The sequence below is a fragment of the Caldicellulosiruptor sp. DIB 104C genome (genome assembly GCF_028198085.1).
Lineage (GTDB): Bacteria > Bacillota > Thermoanaerobacteria > Caldicellulosiruptorales > Caldicellulosiruptoraceae > Caldicellulosiruptor > Caldicellulosiruptor saccharolyticus.
The window spans coordinates 1,100,157-1,119,986 of sequence record NZ_CP116337.1; the positions used below are offsets into that span (position 1 = coordinate 1,100,157).

The window sequence follows — 19,830 nt, forward strand, 5'->3', positions numbered from 1 at the left end:
ACGGAAGAGGCTGTCTTTATTCTAATTTTTTCATGTAAAAATTCAATAATTTTATAAAGACAACCTCTTCCTTTATTACAATTCAATTCAATTTAATATGCCATTTAGAAAGAAGGATAGATTAATTTTTGTTAATCTTCTTTCCCATGTTTCAAATGAACAGCATCTCTCAATCCTATAAAAGCACTAAAACCACCGCTTACCGCCGCACTTGCAAGAAACCATGTTACAATTGGCAAAAATGCAATACCACCACATACATTTTCCTGCTCTTGTTTAGTCATACTCTCAAAATTTTCTCCCAGCAATACTTTTGCTCTTTCTTCACAAATTTGAAAACTCATTTAAGCCACCCCTTCATTCCATATTTAATAATGAAGTATTAAATTATTCCTATTCATTTTACAGTTCCCATCCTTTTTTGAAACTATAATAATAACTGATAGCACCAGCTGCCGATGCTCCTGCAGAAGCTGCAGTAATTTTTGGTAAATTGCTTTTTATAGCGCTGATTATTTGGCTCAAATCTATATTTATATTTACATCAAGAAATATAAAGCCTCCTGCTATAGAATACTTCTCAATTTGCTCAATTTCTTCAAAAGTTGGTCCAACTAATGAAGACAAATTTTCTTTCATTCTTTTCACACCTCCTCATTTTTTTGATTTAATTATATATCCCAACCCTCACAGCCGGCTGATGAAAGGGTTGTTGCCTCACCTCATAACCTCAATCCCAACTTTTCTAATACCCATTCAATCAACCGCTCCTGCTCAACCACTATGCTCATCTCACATGCCTGCCCTGCCCTCAAATTAATACCTTTTGGAACTTTCTTTACTTCTACCTCAACCTCATAAAACCCTTGCCCACTCTGGCTTGCTATCTTTATATCCTGCAATACCCTTACAACCTTTCCTTCCAATACTTTTAATCCATCTGCTCCTGCTATCTTTACCTTTGCTCTTTGCCCTATTTCTATGCTACCACCTTTTGTGTTTGGTATGTATCCAACAACCCTAAATCCTCTTGACCCACTGCCAACTATTCTGCCAATCTCAGCTCCGCTACTTACTACCGCACCACTGACTAGTTCAGCGCTGTATTCCAAATAACCATCTTTTTCTGCTCTTACTCTACAGCTTTCTATCAATTTCTCAGTTTCATCCAAGTTGATTTTCAGGTTCTTCATTTCATTACTTAAATTACTAATTTCATTATCAATCTGCATCAGCATGTCCAGCTTATATTTCTCAATATCTCCTTTTATATCATCACCCGAAATGTTTAAGGGAGTTAAAATAAAATTGTGTCCACTGTATAATTAGTGTTGAAATAATCACCAAAGGGGGGCTCACGATTATGGAGAAAAATGAAATTTTTGAAACCGCTAAAAATATGGCTATCGAGCAAGTATTAAATATGTATTGCTCCAAAGATGATCCTACTCGCCCAGCTTTAAAACAGCTTTTGGAAAACTTGCTCGATTGCTTTATGTTATCAGAAAGAACTGTTTACCTTGCTAAAAACGAAAACGATAAAGGCAATGGTTTTTACGGCAGAAAACTTGCAACACCTGTTGGCAGCCTTGAAATTTCTGTTCCTCGCACACGCTCTGGTAACTTTCGACCTTCCATTCTCCCTGACCGCTACAAAAGGGTTGACAGCTCATACACTGACCTGCTCATGTCTTTAGTCGCCAATGGTTACTCAGAAAGTTCTCTTGTCCAAACTCTTAAAAGCATGAATCTGCCTTATTCTGAAGACGAAATCGAAAAAATCAAAAACGATCTTAAAAACGAGCTTCAACTTTTCAAACAAAGAGAACTTCCTGAAAGTGCTTTTGCTCTTATCATTGACGGTTACCATTGCGAAATTAAAGATAACTCAAAAGTTAAACAAGCTACTTGCTATGTCGTGCTTGGCATTGATTTAGAAGGCAAAAAAGATATCTTCGGTATCTACACTTTCTTCGGCAAAGAAAACAAAGCCGATTGGATGAGAGTCTTTGACGACTTAATTACAAGAGGTCTTAAAAAAGTCTTAATAGTTGTAAGCGATGATTTTCCAGGCATTATCGATGCTGTTAGACTCGCTTATCCCCTTGCCGACCATCAACTATGTTTTGTTCACCTTCAACGCAATGTCAGAAAACATATGGCAAAAGATGATGCTTCCGTTTTCAACAAAGAGCTTGATAAACTAAGAACTTCCTCTGCTGATTTTGACGAAGCTATTTCAAAGTTCAAACTTCTTTGTGAGCAATACTCCTCAAAATATCCTCGATTCATAAAAGGTATTTGCGAAAAAGCAGAGTTCTATCTTGCACATATGAGGTATCCTGAAGATTTAAGAAAGTACATTTATACTACTAATGCTGTAGAAAGCGTAAACAGTATGATTGAAAAGATAAGAATAAACTCCGGTGGTTATTTTCAATCTGTAGAAGTTTTAGAGATAAACATATATTTACAAAGAGAAAACTTGCGTCGGGGCAAGTGGAAAAACGGAGTACCTATTCTTAAAAAATGTAGTTACAATATATTACAGCTCTACAATATACGCTATGAAATGGAAACACAAAATTCTTGACAAGTCTCATGTTTAACAAATCAAGCTGCCCTTCTATTTTCTGTTTCTGCAAAATCATCTCACTTTTTGACTGCCTCAGCTCATCAAGTTTTGAATCTATTTTCGATATTAAAATCTTCTTCTGTATATTACTACCATCCGATTTTGTCTTCACCTGCTGATTGTAAGCCTCTATTTCACTCAATATAAATTCCAAATACCCTATGTCGTATTTTTCTATCTTAATATGCTCACCCTTGTTTACAACTCCCTTTATTTCTCTTAACATGTTCTCAAACTTATCAATACTTTTAATCTTCTCATCCAAACTCTCAATCTGCTTTTTAAAATCCATTATACTGTATTCTCTTTGTACTCTTGCTTCTTCTGCAGCTTTTCTTAACTTGTTTATCTCATAACTATAGCTCAAGTACCTCAAATAGTATGCATTATTTTTATTCTTGAGACTTTCTCCATTTTCTATGCTATTTCTCAATTCTTTCAAATCATTAACTTTTTTCTCATATTCGCTAAGTTGCTGTTTCAAAAAATCTCTCTTATTTACATATTCTTCATCATCAATCTTAAATAGAACCTCACCTTTCTTTATATATTCACCTTCTTTTACAAAAACCTCTTTTACCTTCCCTCCAACATAACTTATCACCTTTGCTTCATCTTCCCAGGGTCTTATTATCCCTTGAACCTTCACATTTATATCAATTTTTCCTACCACACTCCACAAAACAAGTCCTATCACTAAGGCAAGCAAAATATATGTAATAAAAAGTCCATACCTTGGAATCTCTGATTCATACAAAAGCTTGCTTTCCTTGAGCTCTCCAAAATCATATATTACCTCTCTCATCCTCCAGCTGCACTCCCAACCAAACCCAAAAGTCCTTTTTGCTCAAGTCCCATCAGTTGCTCTCTCCACAGGTTATAATAATATCCTTTCTTTGCCATGAGTTCCTCATGCGTCCCCACTTCTACTATCCTGCCTTCATGCATTACCACAACCCTGTCGCATTTCAAAATAGTGGATAGCCTGTGCGCTATTATTATGGTTGTTATCCCCTCACATATTTTCTCTATAACCTTTCCTATCGCCTGCTCGGTTACAGAATCAAGGTTGCTGGTCGCTTCATCCATTATTATTATCTCAGGATTTTTTAAAAGTGCCCTGGTTATTGCTATTAGCTGTTTCTGCCCGCCTGACAAATTAGCTCCATTCTCTTCTATCATGGTATTGTATCTCAAAGGAAGTTTTGTTACAAACTCGTCCAGCGTTGTTAATTTGCTCACTTCAATTACTTCTTCCATTTTTAAATCCCTGTTTCCAAGCACCAGATTCTCAAATATCGTCCCACTGAACAAGAAAATGTCTTGTGATATATATGCTATCTTCTCCCTCAAATGCCTCTTGTTTATATCCTTTAAGTTATAGCCATTTATTCTTATCTCTCCGCTTTCATAATCATAAAATCCTAAAAACAATTTTGCTAACGTGGTCTTACCTGAACCACTCTCACCTACTATCGCTATCTTCTCTCCTCTTCTTATCTTAAGATTTATATCCCTCAGCACAAGCTGTCTTGTACCGTATCTAAAGTTCAAACCCTCTATCTCTATATCACCCTTCAAACTGGGTGATAATTTCCTGTCTTCGTCTTCTTGAAACTCACTCTCGAGTTCCAAAATCTCACTAAGCCTTTCGGCTGCAACTATTGCTGTCTGCAACATCGGCTGCAATCCTATCAAGTTCTTTATCGGGTCTACAAAGTATGCAAGCAGTGCATTGAACGTAAACAACTCTCCTATGCTCATCTGCCCATTTATTACCTTGTGTGCACCTACCCATAGTATTACCATAACTCCTACCGCTGCTATTGCGCTGCTTATATTACTTTGCAAATTGTTTAAATTCGCTACCTTGAAAACATCTTTCAAAAGCTTTACAAACTTGCTCTCTGTCTTAAAATTTACATCCTCTTCTATATTAAATGCCTTTACTACCTCTATCCCATTCAGTGACTCTACTAAATACGATGTTAAAATTGCATTGTCTTCCATCTCCTGCCTGTTCGCTTCCCTCAATGCCCTGTTAAATCCAAACACTACTGCTGCATATAGCAAAACCATCACAAGGGCTATAAAAAACAGCGTGGAATTTTGCAGGTATAAAATAATTGCGCCTACCACTGCCATTATGCTGTCTATCATTAGCGTCAAAGTTGCACCTGATACTGCATCCCTTATCTTTGACGCATCCATAAACCTCGAAATTATCTCCCCTATCTTCCTGCTACCAAAAAAACTCATCGGAAGCTTAATCACATGTTCATAGTACCCCAGCATCAGCTTAATATCCAATCTTTGACTTAAATGTATTAAAAGCCTTACCCTGAATGCTCCTAATATCACCTTGAATATTGTAATCAGTATCGCACCTGCTGCTATAACGTGAAGTGTATTCTTCAAAAGATTTGGTATTACATCATCCATCAAAAACTTGTAATAAAACGCTGCCACTATACCAAGCAAGGTATATACAACTGACACTGCAAAAATATTCAATATCAAATTCTTCTGTGGTCTCAATAACTTAAAAAACTTTTTCAAAACCCCCTCTTGTTTTCCTTTCTTGAACCTCTCATTTGGTACAAGAAGTATCAAAATGCCTGTCCATATTTTAAAAAACTCTTCTGGCTTTAGCTTAACTATTCCTTTGGCCGGGTCTGCTATCACTATCCTTTCTTTTCTTATCTCATGTATTACAACATAATGAAATAGCTTGCCATCTATCAGTACATGTGCTATACACGGAAGTGGTATTTTCTCAAATATTGCTTCTTTTGCTTCTGCCCTGACTGCTTTTGCTTCAAATCCAAGCTTTTCTGCCGCTTTTACAACTCCATATGCTGTGGTGCCAAACCTGTCTGTCCCTGCCATCTGCCTTATTCTGGCTATCGATACTTCTTTTCCATATTGCAAGCAAATTGTTGCTAAGCTCGCTGCTGCACAATCTGTTATATCATGCTGCTTTACACAATAGTATCTTTTCCTCATCTCTACATCCCACTTGATTTTTGATATATTTGCTTCTTTATTTTCTTATTTAGGCTGTTTTGTACTTGAACTATTTTTTCTGTAAACTTCTTCTTGGAATTTCTATGCAAATTTTATCTTATACATTTTCACTCTGTCAATCCCGTTTTTTTTTTTTTTTTTTAGCCAATTTTCAACCAAATTTTGAGCTCAGAATACACTTTTCTTTAAATAGCTTAAAAGTTCTTAAATTTTCTTGAGTTTATATCAAGGCCAAATTTGCAAATAGTTAAAATATATAGTTTGTTGAATAAAAGAAATAACCATATAGAGTAAATGTAGTAACAAAAGAAAAAAGCCCCATCGTATTATAATTTTGATCTTTAGAGAAAAGCTGCAACAAAACATAAGGGAAGATAAAAAATAAAGAACAGAACAACCAAGGAAATGTAATCTATTTCAAATTTTCACCATGTACTTAAAAACAAAAAGGATTTACTACTTTTATTTTCCCAAAATACTGACCAGAATTTAAATCTTCACTCCATACTACTGAACATCCCAAATTTATAGCACTGCAAAGTATCAAAGCATCCCAAAAAGATATTTTATATCTTTGTGAAAGCTTGATAGCTTCCAAAATATCTTTTACTTCAATTGTGGCTACCTTCCATAAACCTAAGTCTGATATGATTTGAAAAGCGCTGTCAAAACTTAAAGGATTCTTAACTTTTTTTGTAACAACAACAAAAAATTCTTGAAGAACTTGAGTGCTCAAGGCCCCATTTCTTTCTTTCCAAAGTTTCTCCACAATTTGTTTAGCTATTACGTGTTTTTCCCCTGCAGATTTATCATAAGCATAGACCAAAATATTTGTGTCAACAAATTGATAGCTACTCTCTTTCATATAAATCTTCTCTCCTCCAACTGATTGCTCCACCTGTTCCAAGGTCAAATCCTTCTTCTAAAAGTTTAAGATGTTGTAAATATACTTTTTGATATGACTCTTCCCTATTTACAAGCTCTTCTAACAAGCTTGTAAGCAGCGCAGAAATAGATGTATTCCTTTCAACAGCAATATGTTTTATCTTTTGAATTAGTTCCTTAGGAAGAGACAAAGTAATATTCTGATATTTACGCATACTATTTCACCTCCACGTAAAATAGTGTATCACATATTTACGTGAGATTCAACATTAAGTTTGAATGTATTATTCACCAATCAATCATGTGATAGGAAATGGAAGTATAAAAATAGGGTGGAATATACAACTCCACCCTATGTCTTTCTCATCTATCTTTTAAAACCCAAAATACTCTTTTGCATTATAATAGCAAATGCCTTGAACTATTCTACCAAGTATCTCCAAATCATAAGAGTATTCGCCATTTTCTACCCACTCACCGATCAAGTTGCAAAGAAGCCTTCTAAAGTATTCATGCCTTACATAGGACAGAAAGCTTCGAGAATCTGTTACCATTCCAACAAATCGGCTCAAGAGCCCAAGGTTCGCAAGGTCTTTCATCTGTTGAAGGTTACCATCTTTGCTGTCATTGAACCACCAAGCTGCACCAAGTTGCATCTTGCCAGGAATGCTACCATCTTGGAAAGACCCCATGATTGTTGCAAGAACATAGTTGTCTTTTGGATTTAAAGAATACAAAATTGTTTTTGGCAAAGAGTTCTCCTTCTCTAATGAATCAAGTAATTTAACAAGTGAAATAGCTACTTGATTATCATTTATTGAATCATATCCTGTGTCAGGCCCCAAAATATTGAACATTCGTGTGTTGTTGTTTCTCAGAGCATTTATATGAAGCTGCATTGCCCAGCCGAGACTTGAATAAACCTTTCCTAAGAGTCTCAATGTATACGTTTTATATTTTGCAACTTCAATTTCTGTAAGTTTCTCACCTGCTAAAGCTTTTTTGAAAATATTAGCTACTTCATTAAAAGATGCATCGGCAAAAACCATATCGTCAATAGCATGGTCAGAGGCACGACACCCCACAGAGTGAAAAAATTCTGCTCTTGACTTTAAGGCATCTAAAAACTCATCATAGCTTTCTATCTTCTTTCCACATACCTCTGCAAGCTTCTTTACCCACGGGATGAATGTTTCTCTTTCAATGTTCACACCCTTGTCAGGTCTGAAAGTAGGATAAACTTTGACATTGAAGTCTTTATCTTCTTTCAGTTTTAAATGATACTCAAGTGTATCAACAGGGTCGTCTGTCGTGCAAATTACTTCCACATTGGACTTTAAAATTATATCTCTTGCACCAAGCTCTTTTAGAACTTTGTTTGTCTTTTCCCAAATGATAGGTGCTGACTTTTCATTCAATATCTCATCTATTCCAAAATATCTTTTAAGTTCTAAATGTGTCCAGTGATAAATTGGATTTCCTATTGCCATTGGAATGGTCTTTGCCCATGCCAAGAACTTTTCATAGTCATCTGCGCTACCTGTTATATACTTTTCTTCAATTCCGTTTGCTCTCATAAGCCTCCACTTGTAATGATCTCCTCCAAGCCAAACCTCTGTTATGTTTTTAAACCTCTTGTTCTCATAAATTTCTTTTGGACTTAAATGACAGTGAAAGTCAACAATTGGCATATCTTTTGCATATTTTTCGTAAAGCACCTTAGCAGTCTGGTTATTCAAGAGAAAATCCTCATCCATAAATCTTTTCATCTTTCCAAACCTCCTTGTAACTTGTTTCAACACAATTTTGTAAAAATTCAAACAAAATTCACAACTCAATCTGTTTGAATATATTATAAAATGAAAAGAGGGAAAGTTCAACACTTTCCCTCTTTCTTTATTCTGTTTTGAATTCAAAAACTTATATTTGGACTTTTGTGGAGTTATTTTTTCTTCAAGTTAAAGAATGCGTTCATTCCAGGATATACGGCAACGCTACCGAGCTCTTCTTCGATTCTCAATAGCTGGTTGTATTTTGCTACTCTGTCTGTCCTTGACGGTGCACCTGTCTTTATCTGACCAGCATTTACTGCAACAACAAGGTCAGCAATTGTTGTATCTTCTGTCTCACCTGATCTGTGTGATACAACTGCAGTGTAGCCTGCTCTATTTGCCATCTCAATTGCTTCTAAAGTTTCTGTAAGTGTTCCTATCTGATTGAGCTTAATTAATATTGAGTTTGCAACGCCAAGCTCAATTCCCTTTGCAAGCCTCTTTGTGTTTGTAACAAACAAATCATCACCAACAAGCTGAATTTTGTTACCAAGTGCTTCAGTGAGCATCTTCCAGCCTTCCCAGTCCTCTTCTGCAACACCGTCTTCAATTGATACAATCGGATACTTTTCAACAAGTTTTACCCAGAATTCTACCATTTCTTCTTTTGTTCTAACTTTACCTTCTCTCTCGAAATGATACTTTCCATCTTCTTCATTGTAGAGCTCAGAGGTTGCAGGGTCAAGCGCTATTGCTATATCTTTACCTGGAGTATAACCAGCTTTTTCGATTGCTTCAACAATCACTTCCAATGGCTCCTCGTTAGACTTCAAATTTGGCGCAAATCCGCCCTCATCACCAACTGTTGTGTTGTATCCTCTTGCTTTGAGCACATTTCTCAAGTGATGGAACGTCTCAGCACACATCCTGAGTGCTTCGCTAAAAGATTTTGCACCGACAGGCATTATCATAAACTCTTGCAAATCGACAGAGTTGTCAGCATGCTTACCACCGTTTAAGATATTCATCATTGGCACAGGTAAATATTTTGCATTAACACCGCCAATGTATTGGTACAGTGGAAGACCAAGTGCGTTCGCTGCTGCCTTTGCAACTGCCAAAGATACACCCAAAATTGCGTTTGCACCAAGCTTGCTCTTGTTCTCTGTTCCATCAAGCTCAATCATAAGCCTGTCAATCTCAACTTGGTTTAAAGCATTCATTCCAATAATCTCTGGTGCAATAACCTCATTTACATTTTCAACTGCCTTGAGAACCCCTTTACCCATATATCTTTTTTTGTCACCATCTCTGAGTTCAACAGCCTCAAACATACCTGTGGATGCACCTGATGGAACAGCAGCTCTACCTACGAACTCATCATTTACAACAACTTCTACTTCAACAGTCGGGTTTCCTCTTGAATCAAGAATTTCTCTTGCTTTTACAGCTGTAATTGAAAGATCAACTTTCATTCGTTTATTCCTCCTTCTAAACATTTTTTGCAGTCTCTATAAATAAATTTATTTAATAATAAGCGAGCTTCCTTTCATCTCTGAAGGCTTTTCTAACCTTAAGATGTCTAAGATTGTCGGAGCAATGTCTGCTAAAATTCCGTCATCTCTTAATTTAACATTGCCATACCCAACAAGATACAAAGGCACCTTATTTGTTGTATGAGCTGTATGAGGCTCACCTGTCTCATAATCGATCATCTGTTCGCAGTTACCATGGTCAGCAGTAATAATAACCACTCCGCCTTTTTCTAAAACTTTGTTAACAACTTTTCCGATACACTCATCAACAGCCTCAACTGCTTTTATTGCAGCCTCCAACACTCCAGTGTGTCCCACCATATCACCGTTTGCATAGTTACAAATTATAACATCATATTGGTTACTTTCAATTCTCTCCAGTAGAGCTTCAGTTACCTCATAAGCACTCATCTCTGGTTTTAGGTCATATGTTGCAACCTTCGGTGATGGTACCAAAACCCTGTCTTCTCCGACATTTGGTACTTCAACACCACCGTTGAAGAAGAAGGTGACATGAGCATACTTTTCTGTCTCAGCAATCCTGAGCTGTTTTAGGCCAAGCTTGCTCAAATACTCACCCAAAGTGTTTTCTAAATTTTCAGGTTTGAATGCAACATGGCAATTCTTTATTGTTACATCATACTGGGTCATGCATACAAAGAATACTTCAAAATATCCTTTTTTCCTTTCAAAACCGTCAAATTCTATATCACAAAATGCTCTTGTGATTTGTCTTGCTCTATCGGGTCTAAAGTTGAAAAATATTATGCTGTCGTGTTCATTTATGGTTGCAGTGGGCTTACCATTCTCAATCACAACAGTCGGAATTACAAACTCATCGGTATTACCTTTTTCATACGACTTTTCAACCGCCTCTAATGCTGAGCTTGCATACTCGCCTTCACCAAACACCATTGCATTATAAGCCTTTTCTACTCTCTCCCACCTTTTATCCCTGTCCATTGCATAGTATCTGCCCATCACTGTTGCAATCTTACCACAACCTATCTCTTTCATCTTCTGTTCAAGCTCTTCAATGTAAATCTTTGCGCTTGAAGGTGGGACATCACGTCCATCTAAAAAACAATGAACATAAACTTTTTCAAGATTATGCTTCTTTGCAAGCTCTAAAAGTGCATAAAGGTGAGTGTTGTGACTGTGAACACCGCCATCTGATAAAAGCCCCATCAGATGAAGAGAAGAGTTATATTTTTTGCAATTCTCTATTGCCATCAAAAACTCTTCTTTTTCAAAAAAGTCGCCGTCTTTAATTGACTTTGTTATCCTTGTAAACTCCTGATACACAATTCTCCCAGCACCCAAATTAAGATGACCTACCTCAGAATTTCCCATCTGACCTTCAGGAAGACCAACGTCCATTCCACTGCTACCAATCAAGGTATATGGGTAATTCTTTTCGTAATAGTCAAGGTTGAGGGTCTTACCCAAAGCAACAGCATTCCCCTCTTGCTTTGGGTTGTAACCCCAACCATCCATGACGATAAGAACAACAGGTTTTTTCATCATCTTATTCCCCTTTACTTGCCATAATTAGTAGTGTAATATTTTCGCAAACTCTTGGGCATTAAGGCTTGCGCCACCAACCAAGCCTCCATCAATCTCTGGCATATTGAAAATGTCAGCTGAATTTGCAGAGTTTACACTACCGCCATACTGAATTCTAACCTTTTGCGCAGTATCTTCATCGTAAATCTCTGCAATTACATTTCTGATAACCCCAATTACTCTATTTGCCTCTTCAGGTGTTGCATTCTTACCTGTACCTATTGCCCAGATGGGTTCATATGCAATTACAACCTTCTCAATATCTTCTTTAGACACACCATTTAGTGCAATCTTTACTTGAAGCCTTACAAGCTCATCTGTAATACCATATTCTCTTTGCTTAAGTGTTTCACCAACACATACAATAGGCTTTAGACCAAACTTGAGCGCTGCTAACACTTTCTTGTTCACAATTTCATCAGTTTCACCAAAGTACTGCCTTCTTTCAGAGTGACCTATTACCACATATTCAACTCCAACTTCCTTTAACATGGGACCTGAGATCTCACCCGTATATGCACCTTTTTCTTCATAGAACATGTTTTGTGTTCCAAGTTTTATATTTGTTCCTTCTATTGCTTCTTTGACATATGGCACCAGGATTGAAGGTGCACAGATTACAACCTCTGCTTGCACATCATCAATATATTTTTTCAGCTCTTCAACAAACTCTTTCGCCTCAATAGGAGTCTTGTTCATCTTCCAGTTCGCTGCGATTATCTTTTTTCTTGGATTTTTATCAAGAAGACATGCAATACCCGGTAAAACTTTGCCTTCTAAGAACTCTAATGAAGCACCGCCGCCTGTTGAAATATGTGTCATCTTATCAGCAAAGCCGAGCTTTTCAACAGCAGCTGCAGAGTCGCCACCACCGATAATTGCAATTGCACCATTTTCTTCAACAGCCTCAGCAACAGCTCTTGCAATAGCTTCTGTTCCTTTTGCAAAGTTTGGAAATTCAAATACGCCCATTGGACCGTTCCAAACAATAGTCTTTGCCTTCTTTATCTCTTTTGAGAAAAGTTCAATTGTGGTATTTCCTATATCCATACCCATCATATCATCTGGCATTGCATCTGATGGTACGTACATAAACTCAGTATCATTTTTAAACTCTTTTGCTACTATGCTTCCAACGGGTAGCAAAAGGTTTACTCCTTTTTCTTCTGCCTTTTTCATTATCTCTCTTGCAACATCAAGCTTGTCATCTTCACATTTTGATTTTCCAATCTTATATCCTTTTGCCTTCAAGAAGGTATATGCCATTGCACCGCCAATAAGCAGGCTATCCACTTTTTCTAATAAATTCATAATTACTCCAATCTTGTCAGAAACCTTTGCACCACCTAAGATTGCAACAAAAGGTCTTTGTGGATTTGCAAGAGCATTGCCAAGCATTTCAATCTCTTTTTCCATTAAAAATCCAGCAACTGCTGGTAAGAACTCTGCAACACCTGCTGTTGAAGCATGAGCTCTGTGAGCTGTGCCAAATGCGTCATTTACGTAAATGTCTGCAAGCGATGCTAAAGCCTTTGCAAATTCTCTATCGTTTTCTTCTTCCTCTTTGTGGAATCTGACATTTTCAAGCAAAACAACATCTTTTTCTTTCATCTGTTCCACGCATTTTTTTGCATCTTCGCCTATAACATCTTTTGCAAGCACAACTTCCTTGCCAAGAAGCTCAGATAACCTTTTTGCAACAGGTGCCATAGAATATTTTGGATCAAACTTACCCTTTGGTCTTCCTAAGTGTGAAACAAGAATTACCTTTGCATTGTGATCAATCAAATATTTAATGGTTGGAAGCGCTTCTCTGATTCTTCTATCATCTGTGATATTCCCATTTTCATCTTGTGGAACGTTAAAATCAACTCTGACTAACACTCTTTTACCACTTACATCTATATCGCGAATTGTTTTCTTGTTCAATCTTGGCATTAGTAATCTCACCTCTTCTATATTCTATCTCCTTGAAAACCTAAGATAATGGTTCCACTTTTTCAAATCAAGACTGGTCCGGGCAAAACTGCACTCTCACTACTTCTTGCCGGACCAGTCTTTTTTAAAAATCATTATAACCCTTTCTTAACAATGTAGTTCAGAAGGTCAGCAACTCTGTTAGAGTATCCCCATTCGTTATCATACCATGCAACAACCTTTACAAGTGTATCTTCTATAACCATTGTTGAGAGAGCATCAACTATTGAAGACCTTGGATCACCCTTGTAGTCAACAGAAACAAGTGGCTCTTCGCTGTATCCTAAAATACCCTTTAATTCGCCTTCAGCAGCAGCTTTCAAAACGCTGTTTACTTCTTCTTTTGTTGTTGGCTTTTCAACCTCAAAAACAACGTCTGTAACAGAAACAGTTGGAGTTGGAACTCTGAGTGCAAAACCATTGAGTTTTCCTTTGAGGTGTGGAAGAACGAGCGCTACTGCCTTTGCTGCACCAGTTGTTGTTGGAATGATAGAAAGTGCTGCTGCTCTTGCTCTTCTTAAATCCCTGTGTGGAAGATCCAATATCTGCTGGTCATTTGTGTAAGAGTGAACTGTTGTCATAAGACCTCTCTTTACTTTGAAGTGTTTGTCAATTACTTTTGTTACAGGTGCCAAACAGTTTGTTGTACAGGATGCATTTGAAATTACATGGTGCTTAGCAGGGTCGTACATCTCTTCGTTAACACCCATAACAATTGTGATATCTTCATCTGTTGCCGGAGCTGTGATGATTACCTTTTTTGCACCTGCTTGGATGTGCTTTTCTGCATCTTGCTTCTTTGTAAACCTACCTGTTGACTCAATTACAACCTCAACACCTAAATCCTTCCATGGCAGGTTTGCTGGATCTTTCTCAGCTAAGACCTTTATTTCCTTGCCGTTTACAATGATTGACGTGTCTGTATAATCAACAGTCCCATTGAATATACCATAACATGAATCGTATTTTAAAAGATGTGCCAAAGTTTTTGGATCAGTCAAGTCATTTACCGCAACAACCTCAAACTCATTTGGATATTTTGCCAAAATTGCCTTAAAAGCATTTCTACCAATTCTTCCAAAACCATTAATACCAATCTTAACAGCCATCTTACCTACCATCCTTTCTCTTTTTTTTATTTTTAACACTGCAGCAACCTTAAAATTGCAGCAGTGTTACTACCCTTTTATACTCAAAATTCTACGTGCAATCCCCTCGTCAATGACAAATATTGTGTTATGTTTTATACCATTTAATGAAAGTATTGCCTCTGCCTTGTGCGCGCCACCCGCAACTCCTATCATATATTTAATGTTTTTAATTTTTTCAAGTTTTATACCTACTGTGGTTGTACTATAGACAATATTGCCCTCTTTGTCAAAATAATAACCAAAAATCTCACCAATCGCTCCCACTTCTTTTAGTTTTTCTATCATCTCTTCGCCAAATTTTCTTCTCTTTGCCATTTCAATCGCATTGCCTATACCAAATATCAACATATCGGCATTGTTAATGTCATTTAAAACATCTTGAACCTCTTCTTTTCTCACAATCAGTTTATATATCTCTTCGTCCATCGTATCAGGAAGGTGGAGAAGCTTATACTTTCCACCCAATTTTTTAGCTAAACTTGCTGCCAGGGTATTCGCTTGTTTTTCAACCTCTTGTCCAATTCCGCCCCTTGCTGGAACTACCAAGATATCTTTAAAAGAGCATCTTGGGAAATTGTCAACAACTTCTTTTACCGTCTGTCCACCTGTAACGGCAATTATCTTGACTTCTGGTAAGAGGGAGAGAATAACCTTACCCGCTGCAATACCCAATTCCCTCAGTACATATGGATTTGTATCAGCATTTCCTGGAACTACAATGATATCTTTCGCACCTAAAATATCTTTTACCCTCTCTCTTAAAGCTTCTAACCCTTTTATATCATATACTATATTAGAAAGTTTTTCAAGAATATCTTCTCCTTCATTTGTCAAAAATGTACCATTCTCTGTTATGGTTAAAAGCCCAAGACTTCTTAAAATGTCTACTTCATTTCTTACAATTCTTTCAGAAAGCTTTACCCTTTCAGCTAACATCCTTCTACCAATTGGCTGATAATATTTCACGTTTTTTAATATGTCATACCTTCTTTCAAATATTTCTATTACTTCAGGTGTTACTCTTTTTAAAAGCTCAAGAAAATCTTCCATCTCATCATTACTCCATCAGGGACAGGTTTATCCATCCCACATATAGTTTTGTCCCACTATTAATTATATCACTTTTAAAGCTTTGTTCAAGTGTATACATGCAAAAAAAGCAGAGGAAGGCAACTTCTTCTTTTATACCCTCCTCTGCTTTTTGCCCCTTCTAACTATTATTTATCTATAAATGCTTTCATCTTTGATTTTACTTGTGCTTGAGCAGCTGCAAGTCTTGCTATTGGCACTCTGAATGGTGAACATGAAACATAGTCAAGCCCTGCATTGTGGCAGAACTCAATGCTGGATGGATCGCCACCATGCTCACCACAGATTCCAAGTTTGATATCTGGTCTGGTGCTACGTCCAAGCTCTGCGGCCATCTTGATAAGTTTGCCAACACCTTTTTCATCAAGTCTTGCAAATGGATCTGTTTCGAATATCTTCTTTTCAAAGTAGTCATCTAAGAACTTGCCTATATCGTCTCTGGAAAATCCAAATGTCATCTGTGTCAGGTCGTTTGTACCAAATGAGAAGAACTCCGCTTCTTTTGCAATCTCATCAGCAGTAAGTGCTGCTCTTGGTACTTCAATCATTGTACCAACTTTATACTCAATCTTTACACCCTTTTCTTCCATGATCTTTTCAGCAGTTTTAACAATGATGTCTTTGATGTACTTGAGCTCTTTGAGTTCACCAACAAGTGGAACCATTATCTCAGGTACAACATCTATTCCCTCATTCTTTACATTTATAGCTGCTTCAATTATAGCTCTTGTTTGCATCTCAGCAATCTCTGGATATGTCACAGCCAAACGACAACCTCTGTGACCAAGCATTGGGTTAAGCTCATGCAAGCTTTGAACAATTGACTTTAGTTCTTCAAATGTGAGACCCATTTCTTTTGCAAGTTCTCTTATAGCATCATCTTCTTTTGGTAAGAATTCATGCAATGGTGGGTCAAGAAGCCTTATTGTAACTGGATAACCTTTCATCTCTCTGAAGAGGGCTTCAAAGTCGCCTCTTTGCATTGGGAGAAGTTTGTTCAATGCTTTTCTTCTCTGTTCTTCTGTTCTTGCAACAATCATCTCTCTCATAGCTGGTATTCTGTCTTCTTCAAAGAACATGTGCTCAGTTCTGCAAAGACCAATACCTTCTGCACCAAACTTTCTTGCCTGTGCAGCATCTCTTGGCGTATCAGCATTTGCTCTGACCTTTAGTCTTCTTATCTCATCAGCCCATTGCATAAATGTTGCAAAGTAACCTGTGAGCTCTGGATCTTTTGTCGGAAGTTCACCTTCGTATACATACCCTGTTGAGCCGTCAAGTGAAATCCAATCACCTTCGCGATATACTTTGCCATCTGGTGTCGTAAAGTATTTCTCCTCTTCATTAATTGATATATCCCCACAACCAGCAACACAGCACTTGCCCATACCTCTTGCTACAACTGCTGCATGTGATGTCATACCACCTCGTGATGTGAGTATTCCTTGAGCTGCAACCATACCTTCAATGTCTTCTGGTGATGTCTCTGTTCTGACAAGAATAACCTTCTTTTCACCTCTTTCAACTGCTGCTTTTGCCTCTTCAGCTGTAAAGTAAATCTTACCAGTTGCTGCACCTGGTGATGCAGGGAGGCCTTTTGCAATTGGCTTTGCAGCTTTTAGTGCACTTGGTTCAAATGTTGGGTGAAGTAATGTGTCAAGCTGTTTTGGATCAACCTTCAACATTGCTTCTTCTTTTGTTATAAGCCCTTCTTCAACCATGTCAACTGCAATTTTAAGTGCTGCTTGTGCTGTTCTCTTACCATTTCTTGTCTGAAGCATATAGAGTTTTCCTTTTTCAATTGTGAACTCCATATCTTGCATATCCTTGTAGTATGTCTCAAGCTTCTTTGCAATGTCAGCAAGCTGCTGGTAAACTTCTGGCATTGTCTCTTTTAAAGCTGAAATTGGTTGTGGTGTTCTGATACCCGCAACAACGTCTTCACCTTGAGCATTCATTAAGAACTCGCCATATAACTCTTTTTCACCTGTTGCTGGATTTCGTGTGAAGGCAACACCTGTACCAGAGTCATTGCCCATGTTACCATATGCCATCATCTGGACATTTACAGCTGTTCCCCAGTCATGAGGAATCTCATTGAGTCTTCTATAAACAATTGCTCTTGGGTTGTTCCATGATCTGAACACTGCCTTTACTGCTTCTAAAAGCTGTACTTTTGGATCTTGTGGAAAGTCTTCGCCTTTTTCTGCCTTGTAGAGCTCTTTATACTTTACAACTACTTCTTTTAAGTGCTCAGCAGTCAAATCTGTATCATACTTTGCACCATACTTTTCTTTTACTTCATCGAGTATCTTTTCAAACTTGCCTTTCTCAATTCCCATAACAACATCTGAAAACATCTGGATAAATCTTCTGTATGAGTCATAAGCAAATCTCTCATTATTTGTAAGCTTTGCCAAACCTTCGACAACTTCATCATTGATACCAAGGTTCAAGATAGTGTCCATCATACCCGGCATTGAAACTCTTGCACCGCTTCGAACAGAAACAAGAAGTGGATTGCTTGGATCTCCAAATTTCTTACCTGTAATCTTTTCAAGTTCAGCTAACTTTTCAAAGATTTCTTCTACAATCTCCTCAGCTATCTTTTCGCCTTCGTCGTAATATCTTGTACACGCTTCTGTTGTTACGGTAAAGCCTGGAGGAACTGGAAGTCCAAGATTTGTCATCTCAGCAAGATTAGCACCTTTCCCTCCAAGAAGCTCTCTCATATCTTTGTTCCCTTCATAGAACATGTACACATATTTCTTTTTGCTCAATATAAATCCCTCCTATGTGAAATTTGATTGGAAAAATATGTTAAATAAAATTTCGCGCACTACAACATAAATTATTATAGCATATTTTTGCAGTTTGAAAATATATTTTATTTAAAACTTTATTTCAATCTTTTCTTCCAAATATGGAATTATCTCTTCAATATGAACTCTTACCTGTTCCATTGTATCTCTATCCCTTATAGTCACTGTGTTGTCTTCTAAGGTTTGATAGTCTACTGTTATTCCAAATGGAGTACCTATCTCATCTTGGCGTCTGTATCGTTTGCCTATGCTGCCACTTTCATCATATTGGACAATCCACTTGTATTTGAGGTTATTGTAAATCTCCTTTGCCTTTTTTACAAGCTCTTCTTTTTTCAAAAGCGGGAAAATGCCTGCTTTAACTGGAGCAATAGCAGGGTGAAGGTGCAGTACAATCCTTGAATCATTCTCGTCAATCTTCTGATTTTCATATGCGTCAACTAAAAATGCAAGAAGCGACCTGTCAACTCCCGCAGAGGGTTCAATTACATATGGAATATACCTTTGTTTTGTCTCATCGTCAAAATATGTCAAATTCTGACCACTGTATTCCTGATGTCTCGACAAGTCAAAGTCAGTTCTATTTGCAATACCTTCAAGCTCTGACCAGCCCATTGGGAATAAATATTCAATATCAACACATGCCTTTGCATAATGCGCAAGTTCATCTTTCCCATGCTCTCGTATTCTTATGTTTTCCTTTCTAATACCCAGTTTATAATACCAATTTATTCTCTGTTCGATCCAGTGTTTGTGCCAGTACTCGTCTGTCCCAGGTTTTACAAAGTATTCTATTTCCATCTGTTCAAATTCCCTTGTCCTGAAAATGAAATTGCCCGGTGTTATTTCATTTCTAAACGACTTTCCTATTTGGGCAATTCCAAAGGGAAGTTTTTTTCTCATGGTTTGCTGGACATTTAAAAAGTTAACAAATATACCTTGTGCAGTTTCAGGCCTCAAGTAAACAACTGCAGACTCATCCTCAACAGGGCCCATGAAGGTTTTAAACATCAAATTAAACATCCTTGCTTCTGTAAGTTCTCCACCACATTCAGGACATTTATACTCAGAAAGTTGGTCTGTCCTCCATCTTTTTTTACAAACCTTGCAATCAGCCATAGGATCTGCAAAATTAGTTAAATGTCCACTTGCTTCCCATACCTTTGGATTCATTAATATACTTGAGTCAAGTCCGACAACATCGTCCCTTAGCTGTACATTTGCTTTCCACCAAAGCCTTTTTATATTGTTCTTCATCTCAACGCCAAGTGGTCCATAATCCCAGCAGCTGTTCAGTCCGCCATATATTTCACTTGATTGGAATATAAATCCTCGACGTTTGCAAAGTGATACTATCTCATCCATTGTTAC

16 protein-coding genes are annotated in these 19,830 nt (G+C 37.3%); 1 reads left to right on the forward strand and 15 read right to left on the reverse strand.

The window, feature by feature from the left end; genetic code table 11:
- Window positions 1-131: 131 nt before the first annotated feature.
- The 3 genes from PGC14_RS05460 to PGC14_RS05470 all read right to left on the reverse strand — a co-directional run bounded on the left by PGC14_RS05460 (window position 132) and on the right by PGC14_RS05470 (window position 1,232).
- A complete protein-coding gene (locus tag PGC14_RS05460; protein WP_039763895.1) occupies window positions 132-344 on the reverse strand; it encodes a hypothetical protein in 213 nt (70 codons plus the stop codon).
- Window positions 345-402: 58 nt separating this feature from the next.
- Window positions 403-639, reverse strand: a complete 237-nt coding sequence (locus PGC14_RS05465) for a hypothetical protein (RefSeq protein WP_039763898.1) — start codon at window positions 637-639, stop codon at window positions 403-405.
- A gap of 83 nt (window positions 640-722) precedes the next feature.
- On the reverse strand, window positions 723-1,232 hold the full coding sequence (locus tag PGC14_RS05470) for an HlyD family secretion protein (protein WP_271629741.1): 510 nt from the start codon (window positions 1,230-1,232) through the stop codon (window positions 723-725).
- Between the two features lie 131 nt (window positions 1,233-1,363).
- Here PGC14_RS05470 and PGC14_RS05475 point away from each other — a divergent pair, with 131 nt between their 5' ends.
- The gene (locus tag PGC14_RS05475; RefSeq protein ID WP_011915673.1) at window positions 1,364-2,593 is read left to right on the forward strand and encodes an IS256-like element ISCsa2 family transposase; all 1,230 of its coding nucleotides are present in this window, start codon (window positions 1,364-1,366) and stop codon (window positions 2,591-2,593) included.
- Here the strand turns inward: PGC14_RS05475 and PGC14_RS05480 are convergent.
- The 12 genes from PGC14_RS05480 to PGC14_RS05535 all read right to left on the reverse strand — a co-directional run bounded on the left by PGC14_RS05480 (window position 2,523) and on the right by PGC14_RS05535 (window position 19,824).
- Window positions 2,523-3,440, reverse strand: a complete 918-nt coding sequence (locus PGC14_RS05480; protein ID WP_271629742.1) for a biotin/lipoyl-binding protein — start codon at window positions 3,438-3,440, stop codon at window positions 2,523-2,525. The genes PGC14_RS05475 and PGC14_RS05480 overlap by 71 nt on opposite strands.
- On the reverse strand, window positions 3,437-5,641 hold the full coding sequence (locus tag PGC14_RS05485; protein WP_271629743.1) for a peptidase domain-containing ABC transporter: 2,205 nt from the start codon (window positions 5,639-5,641) through the stop codon (window positions 3,437-3,439). Before PGC14_RS05485 ends, PGC14_RS05480 begins: the two co-directional genes overlap by 4 nt.
- Window positions 5,642-6,098: 457 nt before the next feature.
- Window positions 6,099-6,527 (reverse strand): PIN domain-containing protein, encoded by a 429-nt coding sequence (locus PGC14_RS05490; protein WP_271629744.1) that lies wholly within the window; start codon window positions 6,525-6,527, stop codon window positions 6,099-6,101.
- Window positions 6,514-6,762, reverse strand: coding sequence for a DUF6364 family protein (locus PGC14_RS05495; protein WP_271629745.1), 249 nt, complete (start codon window positions 6,760-6,762; stop codon window positions 6,514-6,516). The genes PGC14_RS05490 and PGC14_RS05495 overlap by 14 nt, the downstream gene beginning before the upstream one ends.
- Window positions 6,763-6,921: 159 nt before the next feature.
- Complete coding sequence (gene uxaC / locus PGC14_RS05500; protein ID WP_271629746.1) at window positions 6,922-8,316, reverse strand: glucuronate isomerase; 1,395 nt, start codon at window positions 8,314-8,316, stop codon at window positions 6,922-6,924.
- Window positions 8,317-8,489: 173 nt separating this feature from the next.
- Window positions 8,490-9,794: a phosphopyruvate hydratase gene (gene eno, locus PGC14_RS05505; protein WP_039763914.1), complete on the reverse strand. Its 1,305-nt coding sequence runs from the start codon at window positions 9,792-9,794 to the stop codon at window positions 8,490-8,492.
- A 48-nt stretch (window positions 9,795-9,842) separates the two neighbouring features.
- Window positions 9,843-11,381 carry a 2,3-bisphosphoglycerate-independent phosphoglycerate mutase gene (gpmI, locus tag PGC14_RS05510; RefSeq protein WP_271629747.1) on the reverse strand — a complete coding sequence of 513 codons (1,539 nt, stop codon included), beginning with the start codon at window positions 11,379-11,381 and terminating at the stop codon, window positions 9,843-9,845.
- 24 nt (window positions 11,382-11,405) lie between these two features.
- On the reverse strand, window positions 11,406-13,358 hold the full coding sequence (gene tpiA, locus PGC14_RS05515; RefSeq protein ID WP_271629748.1) for a triose-phosphate isomerase: 1,953 nt from the start codon (window positions 13,356-13,358) through the stop codon (window positions 11,406-11,408).
- Between the two features lie 134 nt (window positions 13,359-13,492).
- Complete coding sequence (gene gap, locus PGC14_RS05520) at window positions 13,493-14,506, reverse strand: type I glyceraldehyde-3-phosphate dehydrogenase (protein ID WP_039763988.1); 1,014 nt, start codon at window positions 14,504-14,506, stop codon at window positions 13,493-13,495.
- A 69-nt stretch (window positions 14,507-14,575) separates the two neighbouring features.
- Entirely contained in the window at window positions 14,576-15,598 is a 1,023-nt protein-coding gene (locus PGC14_RS05525) for a sugar-binding transcriptional regulator (protein WP_039763917.1), read from the reverse strand.
- 167 nt (window positions 15,599-15,765) lie between these two features.
- Window positions 15,766-18,417 carry a pyruvate, phosphate dikinase gene (gene ppdK / locus PGC14_RS05530; RefSeq protein WP_271629749.1) on the reverse strand — a complete coding sequence of 884 codons (2,652 nt, stop codon included), beginning with the start codon at window positions 18,415-18,417 and terminating at the stop codon, window positions 15,766-15,768.
- Between the two features lie 111 nt (window positions 18,418-18,528).
- Entirely contained in the window at window positions 18,529-19,824 is a 1,296-nt protein-coding gene (locus PGC14_RS05535) for a glycine--tRNA ligase (protein WP_307189050.1), read from the reverse strand.
- Between the last annotated feature and the right edge of the window lie 6 nt (window positions 19,825-19,830).

What these genes read in the sequence shown, in the direction of transcription:
- PGC14_RS05475 (WP_011915673.1), top strand. Translation starts at nt 1,364, where the DNA reads ATGGAGAAAAATGAAATTTTTGAAACCGCTAAAAATATGGCTATCGAG.
- PGC14_RS05470 (WP_271629741.1), bottom strand. Translation starts at nt 1,232, where the DNA reads ATGCAGATTGATAATGAAATTAGTAATTTAAGTAATGAAATGAAGAAC.
- PGC14_RS05525 (WP_039763917.1), bottom strand. Translation starts at nt 15,598, where the DNA reads ATGGAAGATTTTCTTGAGCTTTTAAAAAGAGTAACACCTGAAGTAATA.
- PGC14_RS05495 (WP_271629745.1), bottom strand. Translation starts at nt 6,762, where the DNA reads ATGCGTAAATATCAGAATATTACTTTGTCTCTTCCTAAGGAACTAATT.
- PGC14_RS05490 (WP_271629744.1), bottom strand. Translation starts at nt 6,527, where the DNA reads ATGAAAGAGAGTAGCTATCAATTTGTTGACACAAATATTTTGGTCTAT.
- PGC14_RS05460 (WP_039763895.1), bottom strand. Translation starts at nt 344, where the DNA reads ATGAGTTTTCAAATTTGTGAAGAAAGAGCAAAAGTATTGCTGGGAGAA.
- PGC14_RS05480 (WP_271629742.1), bottom strand. Translation starts at nt 3,440, where the DNA reads ATGAGAGAGGTAATATATGATTTTGGAGAGCTCAAGGAAAGCAAGCTT.
- gap (WP_039763988.1), bottom strand. Translation starts at nt 14,506, where the DNA reads ATGGCTGTTAAGATTGGTATTAATGGTTTTGGAAGAATTGGTAGAAAT.
- uxaC (WP_271629746.1), bottom strand. Translation starts at nt 8,316, where the DNA reads ATGAAAAGATTTATGGATGAGGATTTTCTCTTGAATAACCAGACTGCT.
- PGC14_RS05535 (WP_307189050.1), bottom strand. Translation starts at nt 19,824, where the DNA reads ATGGATGAGATAGTATCACTTTGCAAACGTCGAGGATTTATATTCCAA.
- tpiA (WP_271629748.1), bottom strand. Translation starts at nt 13,358, where the DNA reads ATGCCAAGATTGAACAAGAAAACAATTCGCGATATAGATGTAAGTGGT.
- PGC14_RS05465 (WP_039763898.1), bottom strand. Translation starts at nt 639, where the DNA reads ATGAAAGAAAATTTGTCTTCATTAGTTGGACCAACTTTTGAAGAAATT.
- eno (WP_039763914.1), bottom strand. Translation starts at nt 9,794, where the DNA reads ATGAAAGTTGATCTTTCAATTACAGCTGTAAAAGCAAGAGAAATTCTT.
- PGC14_RS05485 (WP_271629743.1), bottom strand. Translation starts at nt 5,641, where the DNA reads ATGAGGAAAAGATACTATTGTGTAAAGCAGCATGATATAACAGATTGT.
- gpmI (WP_271629747.1), bottom strand. Translation starts at nt 11,381, where the DNA reads ATGATGAAAAAACCTGTTGTTCTTATCGTCATGGATGGTTGGGGTTAC.